The sequence below is a fragment of the Pseudomonas sp. TH07 genome (assembly GCF_016651285.1).
Taxonomy (GTDB): Bacteria; Pseudomonadota; Gammaproteobacteria; order Pseudomonadales; family Pseudomonadaceae; genus Aquipseudomonas.
The window spans coordinates 937,405-951,139 of record NZ_JAEKED010000001.1 but is presented as its reverse complement, the minus strand read 5'-3'; the positions used below and the strand labels follow the sequence as shown (position 1 = coordinate 951,139).

Genomic DNA, 13,735 nt, shown 5'->3' with positions numbered 1-13,735 from the left:
TATACCTGAGCTATGACCTCACGCGCCAGTTGAGGTCGGGCTTGATGCGGGAACATTGCGTCTTAAAAGCTCAAGTAGTTGGACTTTCTCCTCGCCACTCAAGTCACTTTGACGCGATTTCCTTAGAAGTTGCTCTAAAACACGTTCGCGTTGACGCACCGATAAACTGTTAATGGTGTCGAAAAACTGTTGTTCAAGGTTATCGCCGTCAATCAACCACTCCTTTTCTGCCAGCGCCTTGAGCAGGCGACCCTGTTCGGTGCCGTGCCAGCGCGCCATGAGTTGATGTATAGAGCGTAGCTTAGGATTTTTCTGTACGGCTTCGATCAACGCCACCAGCAACTGAGTGTTGGTGTTGTTGTCATCGGCAAAATGTCCGGCATCTTCAACTTTTTCCGCCAGTTGCGGGTGATGCAGCAGCGTACGCAGGGCGGAAAGGGTCGGCGGCTCGACTGCGGCCGGGATGCGTGGGCCGCGAGGCTGGTCGCGATCGCCCTGGCGTTTGCCCTTGGCATTCTTGTCCCAGGGCTTGTTTTCCCACTTCTTGCCGCCACCACTCTTCTTTGGCGTCCACTCCTGCTGGGGCGCATAGGCCTCCTGCGGTTCGTGGTAATCGGCGTAATCGGGCATGGCGTCGTAATTGATGCCGGCGTCATAGGCAGGCGGCGCTTCTTGCGGCGCGCTATGTACCAATTGGCTCATGGCTTCGTTGTTGAGGCCGGTGATTTCGCTGAGGCGCTGGCGCATCAGGGTGCGCAGGTTGGCCCCGGGAACCTTGTCGATCAACGGTGACGCCAGGGTGGCCATATGGGCCTTGCCTTCAAGCGAGCGCGGATCGGCTTCATCGATCAGCTGCTGGAAGAAATAATCGGCCAGCGGCTGGGCGTGCTGATTGATGCGGGCGCGGAAGGCATCAGTACCCTCGGAGCGCACCAGGGTGTCCGGATCTTCGCCTTCGGGCAGGAACAGGAAGCGTGCGCGACGCCCATCCTGCAGGCACGGCAGCGCCGCTTCGAGTGCGCGCCAGGCGGCCTTGCGCCCGGCCTGGTCGCCGTCGAAGCAGAACAGAACACTCGGCACCACGCGAAACAGACGCTTGAGGTGTTCTTCGCTGGTGGCGGTGCCCAGGGTGGCAACGGCATTGCGCAACCCCTGCTGGGCCAGTGCAATCACGTCCATATAGCCCTCGACGACAATGATTTCGTCGAGGTTGCGGTTGTTCTTGCGGGCTTCGAACAGACCGTAGAGTTCCTGGCCCTTGTGGAAGACCGGGGTTTCCGGCGAGTTCAGGTACTTCGGTTTGTCATCGCCCAGCACTCGGCCGCCGAAGGCGATGATCCGGCCACGGCTGTCACGGATCGGAAACATTACCCGGTCGCGGAAGCGGTCATAGCGCTTGCCGGTTTCAGCGTTTTCGATCAGCAGCCCGGCATCGATCATGGCCTTCTGCTGCAAGGTGTCGCTGCTCAGGTGCTTGAACAGGTTGTCCCAGCCAGGCGGGGCGAAACCAAGGCCAAAATCGCGGGCGATCTCGCCGGTCAGGCCGCGGCCTTTCAGGTAGTCGACAGCTGCCTTGCGCGCGGGGTGGCTCTTGAGTGCCTGGCGATAAAAATCAGCGGCTGCGGTGAGCAGCGGGTACAGCGGCGAGTCAGTCGGTTGCCGCGGTTTGTGCGGCCGACCGCTTTCCTCGCGGGGGATTTCCATGCCGGCGGCTTTGGCCAGTTCTTCGACAGCCTGGGGAAAGTCCAGGTTGTCGTGGTCCATGATGAAGCCGAGGGCATTGCCGCCGGCGCCGCAGCCGAAGCAGTAGTAGAACTGCTTGTCGGGGCTGACGCTGAAGGACGGGGTTTTTTCTTTGTGGAACGGGCAGCAGGCCGTGTAATTCTTGCCTGCTTTTTTCATTTGCACGCGCGAGCTGACAACATCGACGATGTCGGTGCGGTTCAGAAGGTCGTCAATAAAGCTCTGGGGAATTAGCCCGGCCATGGCGTTCTCGTCATCACTGCGCGCAAGCGTGAATTGAACCGGCGCGAAGGCGTCGAAACAGGGGCGTCATGAGGCGCAAACGCAGTGCGGCTCGACCATCTGTCGTCGGCTTGATCGCTGTCGGGAAGTGTATCTGCCGAAGGTTCACTGACGTTAGTTCCAATCAGTAATCGACTATTCGAAGATGTTGCTCTGAGTCCGACTGCGGCCCGTGGGAGGCCTCGGATAGCTCATAAGCGGGCGCTGGAGAAGGGCGCCTTGGGCTGATCGTCTGTAGGAAATCAGAAAAAGTGTGCTCGTCAGTAGCCTTGGAAGGCTCGTCAGAAGAGACGTGCACCGCTGGCGATAAGCCAGGTCTGACGTGGTGAAGCAGGTTGTCTCGGTCGCATGGGCGGCTTTGACAGTGAAGCATCAAGCGATATCCGCAAATGCCATTAGCCCGGCTGAGGGCCGGGCTTGGCAGAAGCTTGCAGCGAACGTCTGTGTATTAGTACAGACGAACGGCGCGGCGCTGTTCGCGCTGAACTTTCTTGGCGTGACGCTTAACAGCGGCTGCTGCTTTACGCTTACGCTCAGAAGTCGGCTTCTCGTAAAATTCGCGGCTACGAACTTCAGCCAGAACACCGGCTTTTTCGCAGGAGCGCTTGAAACGACGCAGAGCTACGTCGAAGGGTTCGTTCTCTTTAACTTTGACGGCTGGCATCCAGAGCTACCTTCATTCATTACCGGGGTCAACGTTCTCGTCGCAAAAATCACGGCTGAGGTCGTCGGTTTTTAAGGGTTGCGGATGTTAACCCCTCATCGCTCGGAATGCAAAGCCTCTGATCGAAAACCGCTGGTCGGGCGCGGGAGTGGCGACTATTATGCGCGCCTTCGAATTTAGCCTCTACAAGGCGCAAACCCATGCTAGTACTGGGATTAGAAACCTCCTGCGACGAGACCGGCGTCGCGCTCTACGACAGTGAACGCGGGCTTTTGGCCGATGCACTGTTCAGTCAGATCGACCTGCATCGCGCCTACGGCGGCGTGGTGCCGGAGCTGGCTTCGCGTGATCACGTCAAACGCATGTTGCCGTTGATTCGCCAGGTGTTGGCGGAAGCCGACTGCGTGCCGACCGAGATCGACGCCATTGCCTACACCGCCGGCCCGGGACTGGTCGGAGCCTTGCTGGTCGGGGCTTCCTGTGCTCAGGCGCTGGCGTTCGCCTGGGGCATTCCGGCCCTGGGTGTGCATCACATGGAAGGCCATTTGCTGGCGCCGATGCTGGAAGAACAACCGCCGGAGTTTCCGTTCGTCGCTTTGTTGGTTTCCGGTGGGCATACGCAGCTGGTTCGGGTCGATGGGATCGGCCAATACGAACTACTGGGCGAGACCCTGGACGATGCCGCAGGCGAAGCTTTCGACAAGACGGCAAAGATGATGGGGCTCAATTATCCGGGTGGTCCGGAGATTGCTCGCCTGGCGAATCAGGGCGTGGCCGGGCGCTTTGTCTTTCCGCGGCCGATGACCGACCGTCCGGGCCTGGAGTTCAGCTTCAGTGGCTTGAAAACCTCGGCACTCAATACCTGGCAGCAACGCGTCAGTGCTGGGGACGACGGCGAGCAAACCCGTTGCGACATCGCGCTCGCGTTCCAGCAGGCGGTGGTGGAAACTTTGACCATCAAGTGCAAGCGTGCGTTGAAGCAGACCGGTTTCAAGCGTCTGGTGATCGCCGGCGGCGTGAGTGCCAACAAAGCCCTGCGTGTGTCGCTGGAAAAAATGCTCGGGGATATGAAGGGCCATGTGTATTACGCCCGCCCCGAGTTTTGCACCGATAACGGCGCGATGATCGCTTTTGCCGGCTGTCAGCGCTTGCAAGCCGGGCAGCAGGAAAGCTTGGCGATCAGCGTGCAGGCGCGCTGGCCCATGGAGCAACTGACGCCCTTGTAGGGCGTTAGGGGTGTTGCCGGTCAGCGAACTTGAACGGTTTTCACCGGACGATTCAGAAATGCCGTTCGCGCCCGGCAAACAGGTCGCGTAAATTGCCCCGGTGGCGCCAGACGATCAGCAGCGTGAGCACGCTCATCGGCAGTAGCGCTTCCGGTTCCTGCCAGGCCAGTAGCGGCAAGGTCAGGGGCGTGGCGATCAGTGCGGCCAGCGAGCTGGTGCGGGTCAGGTAGAACGCCAGGACCCACGCGGCCATGGCCAGCAGGGCGGCTGGCGGGTAAAGCCCGAGCAGCATGCCGGCGGCGGTGGCGACACCTTTGCCGCCGCGGAAGCGAAAGTACAACGGGAACAAGTGGCCGAGAACGGCGCACAGGCCAATCCAGGCTTGTTGTTGCAGTGAAAGGCCTGCCACGGCGGCGATCAGGACGGGCAAGAGCCCTTTGCACAGGTCGCCGAGCAAGGTCAGGACGGCGAGTTTCTTGCCGGCCAGACGCAGCATGTTGGTGGCACCGGCATTGCCCGAGCCACTCATTCGCGGATCGGGATTACCCGTCAGGCGGCTGAGCAAAATGGCGAAGGACAGAGAGCCGAGCAGGTAGGCGAGGATCGCCAGTAACCAAAACATGCTAACTATTCCGGGCGAGGACGCCCTGATTCTAACGGCGCATTGCGCCCTTGTCGTGCTGCGGAGAAGAGTGCTTGGACAGAGTGTTTATCGAAGGCCTGGAAGTCGACACCGTGATCGGTGCCTATGACTGGGAGCGCGGCATCCGTCAGTGCCTGCGTCTGGACCTGAGCTTTGCCTGGGATAACCGCCCGGCAGCTGCAGGTGATGACCTGACCCTCGCGCTCGATTACGCAAGCGTCTCGTCGCGCATTCAAGCCTTCGCCGAGCAGGCGCAGTTCCAACTGGTCGAAACCTTTGCCGAGCGTCTGGCCGAGGTGTTGATGAGCGAGTTTCATATTCCTTGGCTGCGCCTCAAGCTGACCAAGCCCGGCGCAGTTCCCGCCGCCACCGGTGTTGGCGTGGAGATCGAGCGCGGATGTCGCTAACTCAGGTTTTTCTGGGGCTCGGCAGCAATATCGAGCGCGAAACCCATTTGCAGGCCGGGCTCGAAGCCTTGGTCGCGTTTCTGCAGGACATGCGCTGCTCGGCGGTGTTCGAGAGCCAGCCGGTGGGGATCAAGAGTGGCCCGTTTTTCAACCTGGTGGTGTCCGCCTTCACGGATTTGCCGTTGAACGAACTGGATCGTCGTTTGAAGTTCATCGAGGCGGATAACGGCCGTTATGCCCCCGATCGCATAGGCCTGCCGCTGGATATAGACGTGCTGCTGTATGGCGATCTGGTCGGCAATTTCGATGGCCTGATCCTGCCCCGTGCAGAAATCCTGAAAAATGCCTTCGTGCTCTGGCCGTTGTCGCTGATGGCGCCCGAGCGCCTGCACCCGGTTGCCGGGCAGAGCCTGGGCACGCTTTGGCGAGAGTCGCAGATCAATCAGGTACTGGTGCCCGTGGCCTTTGAGTGGCGCGGTGTGCAGCTGACTCCGCCGGGGCTCTGATCGCGCCTGGCTTGGCGGTGGCGGACCTGCTGACGGGCAGGCCTGCCGGACCTGTGCTCAGGGGGCGTGTTGTTCCTTGTAGGCTTTCAGTGCTTTGAGGCGTTCCAGCCTCAGGGCTTCCCCCAGCTTTGGCCCCTTGAACCCTTGTTCCAGCAGCGGTTGTACCGCGACCGCGCGTGCAGCATTGGCGGCGCCTCGCAGGTAGTCGGCCTGCGGGTAGGTGCGTGATTCCAGGCCAAGGCGCCCTCGGGCGTCCATCTCGCAGGCGGCGATAAACTCCTCGAAGCGCTGCGGGCGGCGGTAGATGTCGAAGCTTTGCAGCAGTTCCAGCAGACTCGAGGCCCGCAGTTCAAGGGCGCGATGACCATGGGTGTGATATTGGCCGACCAATAGCGCCAGTTCCTGGCAGTCCCGCGGCACCTTGAAGCGTTCATTGATGGCCTTGATCGGCGCCAGCCCCTTTTGCTCATGGGCGATGTGCTGCGGCCACTCATCCTGCGCCGTCAGTCCTTTGCCCAGGTCGTGCAGCAGGCAGGCCCAGCGCACCGTCAGCGGCTGCTGATGTTGCGCGGCCTGTTGCAGCACGCTCAAGGTATGCACGCCGGTGTCGATTTCCGGGTGATGCGCTTCAGGCTGAGGAACGCCGAACAGGGCATCGACCTCGGGCATCAGTACCTTGAGGGCGTTGCAATCGCGCAGCACCTGGATAAATACCTGAGGCTGGTTTTCCATCAGGGCGCGGGAGATTTCCTTCCAGCTGCGTTCGGCGGTCAGGGCTTCCAGCTCGCCTGAGGCGCTCAGTTGGCGCATCAGTTCCAGAGTCTCTGGCGCGACGGTGAAACCCAGATCGGCATAGCGCGCAGCGAAGCGGGCAACTCGCAAAACCCTGAGGGGATCTTCGGCGAACGCGGAGGAAACATGACGGAGCAGGCGGGCTTCAAGATCCTGTTGGCCATGATAGGGGTCGGTCAGCACGCCCTGAGCATCCTCTGCCATGGCATTGATTGTCAGGTCGCGCCGGATCAGGTCTTCTTCGAGAGTGACCTCGGGGCTGGCATGAAAGGAAAAGCCGCCGTAGCCGCGGCCGCTTTTGCGCTCGGTGCGCGCGAGGGCATACTCTTCGCCGCTTTTAGGGTGCAGGAATACCGGGAAGTCGGCCCCGACCGGGCGAAAGCCCTGGGCCAGCATTTCTTCGGTTGTTGCGCCTACCACCACCCAGTCGATATCAGTGACCGGCTTGCCGAGCAGGCGATCGCGCACTGCGCCGCCGACCTTGTAAATCTGCATAAAAAACCTCCGTTAGCCCGACAGGATAACCCTTGCGTCGAACTTCCGGAGGTCTGATCTCGGCTTAAAGATGGATGACGGCCAAGTCCAGGCGGCCGTAGTCACCTTCGCTGTGCTCGCCCCTGGGCGGCACGTGGTGGGTTTTCATGATCTGGTCGCCCTGCAGGGTTTCCAGGTGAATGTCGAATCCCCAGAGGCGATGCAGATGCTTGAGCACCTCATCCGTGGAGTCACCCAAAGGCTTGCGGTCATGTTGCTGGTGACGCAGGGTCAGCGAGCGGTCGCCGCGGCGGTCGATGCTCCAGATCTGCACGTTGGGTTCGCGATTCCCCAGGTTGTATTGCGCAGCCAGGGTTTCGCGGATGGTCCGATAACCCCCTTCATCGTGAATGGCTGGCACCAGCAGGTCATCCTTCTGGTCATCATCGAGGATGCTGAACAGTTTCAGGTCACGGATCACCTTCGGTGACAGGTACTGCAGGATAAAGCTTTCGTCCTTGAAGCTGCTCATGGCGAACTTGATGCTCGACAGCCAATCGGTCCCGGCCAGGTCCGGGAACCAGTGGCGGTCCTCGTCGGTGGGTTCTTCGCACATACGGCGAATATCGCGATACATGGCGAAGCCCAGGGCGTAGGGGTTGATGCCGCTGTAGTAGGGGCTGTCGAAGCCGGGCTGCATGACCACACTGGTGTGCGAGGTCAGAAACTCCATCATGAAACCGTCGGTCACCAGGCCTTCGTCATACAGGTCGTTCATCAAGGTGTAGTGCCAGAAGGTCGCCCAGCCTTCGTTCATCACCTGGGTCTGGCGTTGTGGGTAGAAATATTGGGCGATCTTGCGCACGATCCGCACGATTTCCCGCTGCCAAGGCTCCAGCAGCGGCGCATGTTTTTCGATGAAATAGAGGATGTTTTCCTGAGGTTCGGCGGGGAAGCGCGCATTGTCCTTGTCGCTGTATTTGTCCGCGCCTTTGGGAATGGTGCGCCACAGGTCGTTGATCTGCTTCTGCAGGTGTTCTTCGCGGTCCTTCTGCCGCCGCCGTTCTTCTTCGGCCGAAATCGGGTATGGGCGTTTGTAGCGGTCGACGCCGTAATTCATCAGGGCGTGGCAGGAGTCCAGCAGGTCTTCCACCGCGTCGATGCCGTGCCGCTCCTCGCACTGCATGATGTACTGCTTGGCGAACACCAGGTAATCGATGATCGAACTGGCGTCGGTCCAGGTGCGGAACAGGTAGTTACCCTTGAAAAAGCTGTTGTGGCCATAGCAGGCGTGAGCCACCACCAGGGCTTGCATGCAGATGGTGTTTTCTTCCATCAGGTAGGCAATGCATGGGTCCGAGTTGATCACGATCTCGTAGGCCAGTCCCATCTGTCCGCGGCTGTAGGATTTTTCGGTGCTGAGGAAGTGTTTGCCGTAGGACCAATGGTGATAACCCAGGGGCATGCCGACTGACGCGTAGGCGTCCATCATCTGCTCGGCGGTAATGACCTCGATCTGGTTGGGATAGGTATCCAGGGCGTAGCGGTCCGCGATACGGCTGATTTCGCGGTCGTAGGCCTGGATCAGCTCGAATGTCCATTCCGAGCCGGTAGAGATGGGCTGGCGTTTCTGCTCTCTGGCGGTCATGTCACTAACCTGCGCTGGAAGAGTTCACGGAAGACCGGATAGATATCTCCGGCCGAGACCAATTGCTGCTGGGCGAAGGTGTCAGAAAAGGCGTCGGCGATTCGCTCGTATTCGAACCACAACGCCTGGTGTTCACGTGGGGTTATTTCCACGTAGGTGTAGTACTGCACGAAGGGCATGATCTGATTGATCAGGATGTCCCGGCAGATCGGTGAGTCGTCGTTCCAGTTATCACCGTCCGACGCCTGGGCTGCGTAGATGTTCCATTCGTTGCTCGGATAGCGCTCGGCCATGATCTCCTGCATCAGCTTCAGGGCGCTGGAGACGATAGTGCCGCCGGTTTCCCGGGAGTAGAAGAACTCCTCCTCGTCGACTTCCCTGGCGCTGGTGTGGTGACGAATGAAGACGACATCGATCTTGTCGTAATTGCGCTTGAGGAACAGGTACAGCAGGATGAAAAAGCGCTTGGCGATGTCCTTGGTCGCCTGGGTCATGGAGCCTGAGACGTCCATCAGGCAGAACATGACGGCCTTGGAACTGGGGTTGGGTTGCTTGACCAGCAGGTTGTACTTCAAGTCGAAAGTATCGAGGAAGGGCACGCGATGGATGCGCGCGCTGAGTTTCTCGATTTCTGCTTCCAGTTCCTGGATATCGCCGAAGTTGTCCGGTTCTTCCCGTTTTAATCGGGCCAACTCCTCTTTTGCTTCCCGTAGTTTGGCGCGGCTGCTGCCGGACAGGGCGATGCGCCGTGCGTGGGCCGAGCGCAGGGTGCGGATGATGTTGATGCGCGACGGGTTGCCTTCGTTGCTGATGCCGGCGCGTACGGTCTTGAAGGTATCAGTGCCGGTCAGGTTGCGTTTGACCAGGTTGGGCAGTTCAAGGTCCTCGAACATGAATTCGAGGAACTCCTCCTGGGTGATCTGGAACACGAACTCGTCCATGCCCTCGCCGGAGTTGCCGGCCTTGCCCGGACCTTTGCCGCCGCCGCCCCCTTGCGGGCGGGCGATATGCTCGCCGCTGGTGAACTCCTTGTTGCCGGGATGCACCACGGTCTGTTTGCCGCCGCGGCCATGGTGAAGCACCGGCTCGTCGATATCGCGGCCGGGGATGCTGATTTGTTCGCCATGCTCCATGTCGGTAATGGAGCGGCGGCTGACGGCCTCTTCGACGGCCTTTTTGATGTGATCACGGTAGCGCCGCAGGAAACGCTGGCGGTTTACCGTGCTCTTGTTCTTGCCATTGAGACGTCGGTCGATCACATAGCTCATGGTGGCCCTCCGGGCAGCTTCAAGTTGTGAGCTGCAAGCTGCAAGCAGAAGCGACTACCCGGATGTCCGGTTCACACACTTCTTTCTTACAGCTTGTAGCTAGAAGCTTGCAGCTGCGTCACTGCGACTTCCGGACCCGTAGGTACCATTCGGAAAGAAGCCGTACCTGTTTGTCGGTGTAGCCGCGTTCGACCATGCGTGTGACGAAGTCGTTGTGTTTTTGCTGGTCCTCTTTGCTGGCCTTGGCGTTGAAACTGATGACTGGGAGCAGGTCTTCGGTGTTGGAGAACATTTTCTTCTCGATAACCACCCGCAGTTTTTCGTAGCTGAGCCAGGTCGGGTTTTTGCCATTGTTGTTGGCACGGGCGCGCAGCACGAAATTGACGATCTCGTTGCGGAAATCCTTCGGATTGCTGATGCCGGCCGGTTTTTCGATTTTTTCCAGTTCTTCGTTCAGTGCCACGCGATTGAGGATCTCGCCGGTTTCCGGGTCGCGGTATTCCTGGTCCTGGATCCAGAAATCGGCGTAGAGCACATAGCGGTCGAAGATGTTCTGTCCGTACTCGCTGTAGGACTCGAGGTAGGCGGTCTGGATTTCCTTGCCGATGAATTCGATGTAGCGCGGCGCCAGGTATTCCTTGAGGAAGCGCAGGTAGCGTTCCCGGGTTTCGGCCTGGAATTGCTCCTGTTCGATCTGCTGTTCCAGCACGTACAGCAGGTGCACCGGGTTGGCGGCGATTTCATGGGGGTCGAAGTTGAACACCTTGGACAGGATCTTGAAGGCGAAGCGGGTCGAGAGCCCATTCATCCCTTCATCCACCCCGGCGTTATCCCGGTATTCCTGGATCGACTTGGCCTTGGGATCGGTGTCCTTGAGGTTTTCCCCGTCGTAGACCCGCATTTTGGAGTAGATGTTGGAGTTTTCCGGCTCCTTGAGCCGCGAAAGCACGGTGAACTGCGCCAGCATCTTCAAGGTGTCGGGCGCGCAATGGGCCTTGGCCAGGGAGCTGTTGAACAGCAGTTTGTCGTAGATCTTGATTTCATCGCTGACCCGCAGGCAGTACGGCACCTTGACGATGTAGATACGGTCGATGAAGGCTTCGTTGTTCTTGTTGTTGCGGAAGGTGTGCCACTCCGATTCGTTGGAGTGGGCCAGCAGGATCCCGGTGAACGGGATTGCTCCCAGGCCTTCGGTACTGTTGTAGTTACCTTCCTGGGTGGCGGTCAGCAGTGGGTGCAGCACCTTGATCGGTGCCTTGAACATCTCCACGAACTCCATCAGGCCCTGGTTGGCCCGGCACAGGGCGCCAGAGTAGCTGTAGGCGTCGGCGTCGTTCTGGGGAAACTCTTCCAGCTTGCGGATATCGACCTTGCCCACCAGCGCGGAGATGTCCTGGTTGTTTTCATCACCCGGCTCGGTCTTGGCCACGGCGATTTGGTTGAGGATCGACGGATAGAGCTTGACCACCCGAAACTGGCTGATATCACCACCGAACTCGGAGAGCCGCTTGGTGGCCCAGGGCGACATGATGGTATTGAGGTAGCGCCGAGGAATGCCGAAGTCTTCTTCGAGGATGGCGCCGTCTTCAGTGGCGTTGAACAGCCCCAGGGGCGACTCGAAGACCGGTGAGCCCTTGATCGCGTAGAAGGGCACCTTCTCGATCAGTTGTTTGAGTTTTTCCGCCAGAGACGACTTGCCGCCGCCCACAGGGCCGAGGAGGTAGAGGATCTGTTTCTTCTCTTCCAGGCCCTGAGCGGCATGGCGGAAGTAGGAGACGATCTGATCGATGCATTCTTCCATTCCATGGAAGTCTTCAAAGGCCGGATAGCGGCGGATCACCTTGTTGGAAAAGATCCTCGATAACCTCGAATTGGTCGATGTGTCGAGCAGTTCGGGCTCGCCAATGGCCAATAGCAGGCGCTCGGCGGCGGAGGCATAGGCGCTTCGGTCCTTTTTGCATAGCTCCAGATATTCCTGCAGCGAGAACTCTTCCTGGCGTGTGGATTCGAAGCGTTGTTGGAAGTGGCTAAAAATACTCATGACGTCACCTCGCTCGATACGTGGAGCCGTCGCCGGATCAGTCAGTCAAGTGCTGGCATGCAACTGAAAGTCCAGTTGCTGTTTACCCCCCAGAACACTTTCAAAGCTATCTACCTTGAAAGCTAGTACCGATGACCCGTGCGCCGGTGTACCGGCTCTCCCCTGATTTGGATGGCCTGAGGCTAAGGATAGTTCGGAATCCGAGAGGTAAAGGCGAGATGAGTAATTAGTTGCGACTGACCGTTCGTCTGCCGCTGCCCAGCCCGCGTAGCACGCGGGCTAGAGCCTGGAAAAAATTTATTCGGCTTGGCCTTGGGCGGTTTCGGCCGGGTAGGTGGTGCGCCACAGTTCGAAGCCGCCGTCCAGGCTGTAGACGTCGGAGAAACCCTGGCTGACCAGGTAGGCTGCCGCGCTTTGGCTGGAGTTGCCGTGATAGCAGACCACGACCAGCGGGGCGTCGAGATCGGCGCCACGGATAAAGTCACTGATGGAGTGGTTATCCAGGTGCTGTGAGCCACTGATGTGGCTCAGGGCGTAGGTCTGCGGATCGCGGATATCGACCACGACCGCGCCCTGTTCGCGCAGCGACTGGGCCTGATCGGGGGGGATGCGTTTGAATTCACTCATGGCGGGCTCCTGGGGCCTGAATAAAGGCGCGGTCTAGTGCTTGGCCGTGACCGGCTGTGGCGCTATCGGGTTGGGGGGTGAGGGCTGCTGGCTGGCATGGCCCTGGGCATCGCAGGCGCATTGCAGGCGGACACCGGTGTCGACATTGAGCAGCGTCATGGCGCCGCCCCAGACGCAACCGGTGTCGAGAGCAAATATGCCGGGCTCGTCGCATTTGCCCTCCAGGGCTGCCCAGTGTCCGAAAATAATCTTCGCGTCTTTGCTTTTGCGCTCTTTATAGCTGAACCAGGGGGCGTAGCCGGGAGGCGCGGTGTCCACGCCTTCCTTGCCTTTGAGGTCGAGCTTGCCCTCGCTGGTGCAGAAACGCATGCGGGTGAAGTAGTTGGTGATCACCCGCAGCCGGGTCACGCCTTGCAGGTCACTGTCCCATTTCGCCGGCTCGTTGCCGTACATGCCATCCAGATAAGGCTGGAACAGATTGTCGTCACGCAGTGCTTCTTCGACTTCTGCGGCGCACTTGAGGGCTTTCTTGATTGACCACTGCGGCGCAATGCCCGCGTGGACCAGGGCGATGTTGCGCTGTTCGTCGTAGTGCATCAGTTTTTGCTGGCGTAGCCACTGCATCAGCTCCGGACAATCGGGGGCTTCGAGGATCGGACGCAGGGTGTCGGATTTTTTCAGGCGCTCGATATTGCGCCACGCCGCCAGTAAATGCAGGTCGTGATTGCCCAGTACACAGACCAGCGACTCACGTATGCCATACAGAAAGCGCAGGGTTTCCAGGGACTGCGGACCACGGTTGACCAGGTCTCCCACCAGCCACAGGCGATCCCGGGTTGGGTCGAAGGCCACCTGTTCAAGCAGGCATTTCAGCGGTTCGAGGCAGCCTTGCAGGTCGCCGACGGCGTAAGTCGCCATCAGTGCAAGGCTCCGGGCACCGCCAGGCGAAAGGGGGCGATGACGGCATCAAAGTGCTGCCCGTCGTCGGCGAGCATTTGATAGGTGCCCTGCATGGCGCCGACTCGGGTGGTCATCACTGTGCCACTGCTGTAGGTGTGGCTTTGGCCCGGGGCGATCAGCGGCTGCTGGCCGACGACGCCGGCGCCGCGAACTTCCTCGACATGACCGTCGCCATCAGTGATGACCCAGTGCCGCGAGAGCAGCTTGGCTGCCAGCAGCCCATGGTTCTCGACGGTAATGGTATAGGCGAAGGCAAAGCGATTTTGCTCGGGTTGGGATTGTTCTGCCAGAAAGCGGGTGACGACGCTGACGTCGACCTGATAGCGAGGATCGGACATGCAAGAGGCCTTAAAAGCAAGCGGGGCGCGGGACAAGACGGATGAGACTCAGTCTAGGCCAAGTATCGGGTAGTAAACCAGACATCGCGCCTGGCGTCCTACCCGATAACGCTCAG

The 13,735-nt window shown here is 59.6% G+C and carries 13 protein-coding genes; 3 read left to right on the top strand and 10 right to left on the bottom strand.

Annotated elements, in window-relative coordinates; all coding sequences use genetic code 11:
* Positions 1 to 18 precede the first annotated feature (18 nt).
* Together dnaG and rpsU are read right to left on the bottom strand one after the other, a co-directional pair.
* The gene (dnaG, locus tag JFU57_RS04590; protein ID WP_201128280.1) at positions 19 to 1,986 is read right to left on the bottom strand and encodes a DNA primase; all 1,968 of its coding nucleotides are present in this window, start codon (positions 1,984 to 1,986) and stop codon (positions 19 to 21) included.
* Between the two features lie 487 nt (positions 1,987 to 2,473).
* Positions 2,474 to 2,689 carry a 30S ribosomal protein S21 gene (rpsU, locus tag JFU57_RS04585; protein ID WP_002551877.1) on the bottom strand — a complete coding sequence of 72 codons (216 nt, stop codon included), beginning with the start codon at positions 2,687 to 2,689 and terminating at the stop codon, positions 2,474 to 2,476.
* Positions 2,690 to 2,889: 200 nt separating this feature from the next.
* Here rpsU and tsaD point away from each other — a divergent pair, with 200 nt between their 5' ends.
* The gene (tsaD, locus tag JFU57_RS04580) at positions 2,890 to 3,915 is read left to right on the top strand and encodes a tRNA (adenosine(37)-N6)-threonylcarbamoyltransferase complex transferase subunit TsaD (protein ID WP_078472867.1); all 1,026 of its coding nucleotides are present in this window, start codon (positions 2,890 to 2,892) and stop codon (positions 3,913 to 3,915) included.
* A 52-nt stretch (positions 3,916 to 3,967) separates the two neighbouring features.
* Here tsaD and plsY read toward each other — a convergent pair whose 3' ends face one another.
* On the bottom strand, positions 3,968 to 4,537 hold the full coding sequence (plsY, locus tag JFU57_RS04575; protein WP_078472868.1) for a glycerol-3-phosphate 1-O-acyltransferase PlsY: 570 nt from the start codon (positions 4,535 to 4,537) through the stop codon (positions 3,968 to 3,970).
* Positions 4,538 to 4,611: 74 nt separating this feature from the next.
* Between plsY and folB the strand changes: the two genes are divergently transcribed.
* Together folB and folK are read left to right on the top strand one after the other, a co-directional pair.
* Positions 4,612 to 4,965, top strand: a complete 354-nt coding sequence (folB, locus tag JFU57_RS04570; protein WP_020295457.1) for a dihydroneopterin aldolase — start codon at positions 4,612 to 4,614, stop codon at positions 4,963 to 4,965.
* Positions 4,956 to 5,471, top strand: coding sequence for a 2-amino-4-hydroxy-6-hydroxymethyldihydropteridine diphosphokinase (folK, locus tag JFU57_RS04565; RefSeq protein ID WP_201128279.1), 516 nt, complete (start codon positions 4,956 to 4,958; stop codon positions 5,469 to 5,471). The genes folB and folK overlap by 10 nt, the downstream gene beginning before the upstream one ends.
* 57 nt (positions 5,472 to 5,528) lie before the next feature.
* On the opposite strand, the gene JFU57_RS04560 is transcribed toward folK, so the two are convergent.
* The 7 genes from JFU57_RS04560 to apaG form a co-directional block, all read right to left on the bottom strand.
* Entirely contained in the window at positions 5,529 to 6,758 is a 1,230-nt protein-coding gene (locus JFU57_RS04560) for a multifunctional CCA addition/repair protein (RefSeq protein WP_201128278.1), read from the bottom strand.
* A gap of 64 nt (positions 6,759 to 6,822) precedes the next feature.
* Entirely contained in the window at positions 6,823 to 8,385 is a 1,563-nt protein-coding gene (locus JFU57_RS04555) for a SpoVR family protein (protein WP_078472872.1), read from the bottom strand.
* Positions 8,382 to 9,653, bottom strand: coding sequence for a YeaH/YhbH family protein (locus JFU57_RS04550; RefSeq protein WP_020295461.1), 1,272 nt, complete (start codon positions 9,651 to 9,653; stop codon positions 8,382 to 8,384). The genes JFU57_RS04555 and JFU57_RS04550 overlap by 4 nt, the downstream gene beginning before the upstream one ends.
* Before the next feature lie 118 nt (positions 9,654 to 9,771).
* Positions 9,772 to 11,694, bottom strand: a complete 1,923-nt coding sequence (locus JFU57_RS04545; RefSeq protein ID WP_078472873.1) for a PrkA family serine protein kinase — start codon at positions 11,692 to 11,694, stop codon at positions 9,772 to 9,774.
* A gap of 297 nt (positions 11,695 to 11,991) precedes the next feature.
* A complete protein-coding gene (gene glpE / locus JFU57_RS04540) occupies positions 11,992 to 12,321 on the bottom strand; it encodes a thiosulfate sulfurtransferase GlpE (RefSeq protein ID WP_078472874.1) in 330 nt (109 codons plus the stop codon).
* A 33-nt stretch (positions 12,322 to 12,354) separates the two neighbouring features.
* Positions 12,355 to 13,239 (bottom strand): symmetrical bis(5'-nucleosyl)-tetraphosphatase, encoded by an 885-nt coding sequence (locus tag JFU57_RS04535; protein WP_201128275.1) that lies wholly within the window; start codon positions 13,237 to 13,239, stop codon positions 12,355 to 12,357.
* A complete protein-coding gene (gene apaG / locus JFU57_RS04530; RefSeq protein WP_020295465.1) occupies positions 13,239 to 13,619 on the bottom strand; it encodes a Co2+/Mg2+ efflux protein ApaG in 381 nt (126 codons plus the stop codon). Before apaG ends, JFU57_RS04535 begins: the two co-directional genes overlap by 1 nt.
* Between the last annotated feature and the right edge of the window lie 116 nt (positions 13,620 to 13,735).

What these genes read in the sequence shown, in the direction of transcription:
- JFU57_RS04560 (WP_201128278.1), bottom strand. Translation starts at nt 6,758, where the DNA reads ATGCAGATTTACAAGGTCGGCGGCGCAGTGCGCGATCGCCTGCTCGGC.
- plsY (WP_078472868.1), bottom strand. Translation starts at nt 4,537, where the DNA reads ATGTTTTGGTTACTGGCGATCCTCGCCTACCTGCTCGGCTCTCTGTCC.
- rpsU (WP_002551877.1), bottom strand. Translation starts at nt 2,689, where the DNA reads ATGCCAGCCGTCAAAGTTAAAGAGAACGAACCCTTCGACGTAGCTCTG.
- folK (WP_201128279.1), top strand. Translation starts at nt 4,956, where the DNA reads ATGTCGCTAACTCAGGTTTTTCTGGGGCTCGGCAGCAATATCGAGCGC.
- glpE (WP_078472874.1), bottom strand. Translation starts at nt 12,321, where the DNA reads ATGAGTGAATTCAAACGCATCCCCCCCGATCAGGCCCAGTCGCTGCGC.
- dnaG (WP_201128280.1), bottom strand. Translation starts at nt 1,986, where the DNA reads ATGGCCGGGCTAATTCCCCAGAGCTTTATTGACGACCTTCTGAACCGC.
- tsaD (WP_078472867.1), top strand. Translation starts at nt 2,890, where the DNA reads ATGCTAGTACTGGGATTAGAAACCTCCTGCGACGAGACCGGCGTCGCG.
- JFU57_RS04545 (WP_078472873.1), bottom strand. Translation starts at nt 11,694, where the DNA reads ATGAGTATTTTTAGCCACTTCCAACAACGCTTCGAATCCACACGCCAG.
- JFU57_RS04555 (WP_078472872.1), bottom strand. Translation starts at nt 8,385, where the DNA reads ATGACCGCCAGAGAGCAGAAACGCCAGCCCATCTCTACCGGCTCGGAA.
- apaG (WP_020295465.1), bottom strand. Translation starts at nt 13,619, where the DNA reads ATGTCCGATCCTCGCTATCAGGTCGACGTCAGCGTCGTCACCCGCTTT.
- JFU57_RS04550 (WP_020295461.1), bottom strand. Translation starts at nt 9,653, where the DNA reads ATGAGCTATGTGATCGACCGACGTCTCAATGGCAAGAACAAGAGCACG.
- JFU57_RS04535 (WP_201128275.1), bottom strand. Translation starts at nt 13,239, where the DNA reads ATGGCGACTTACGCCGTCGGCGACCTGCAAGGCTGCCTCGAACCGCTG.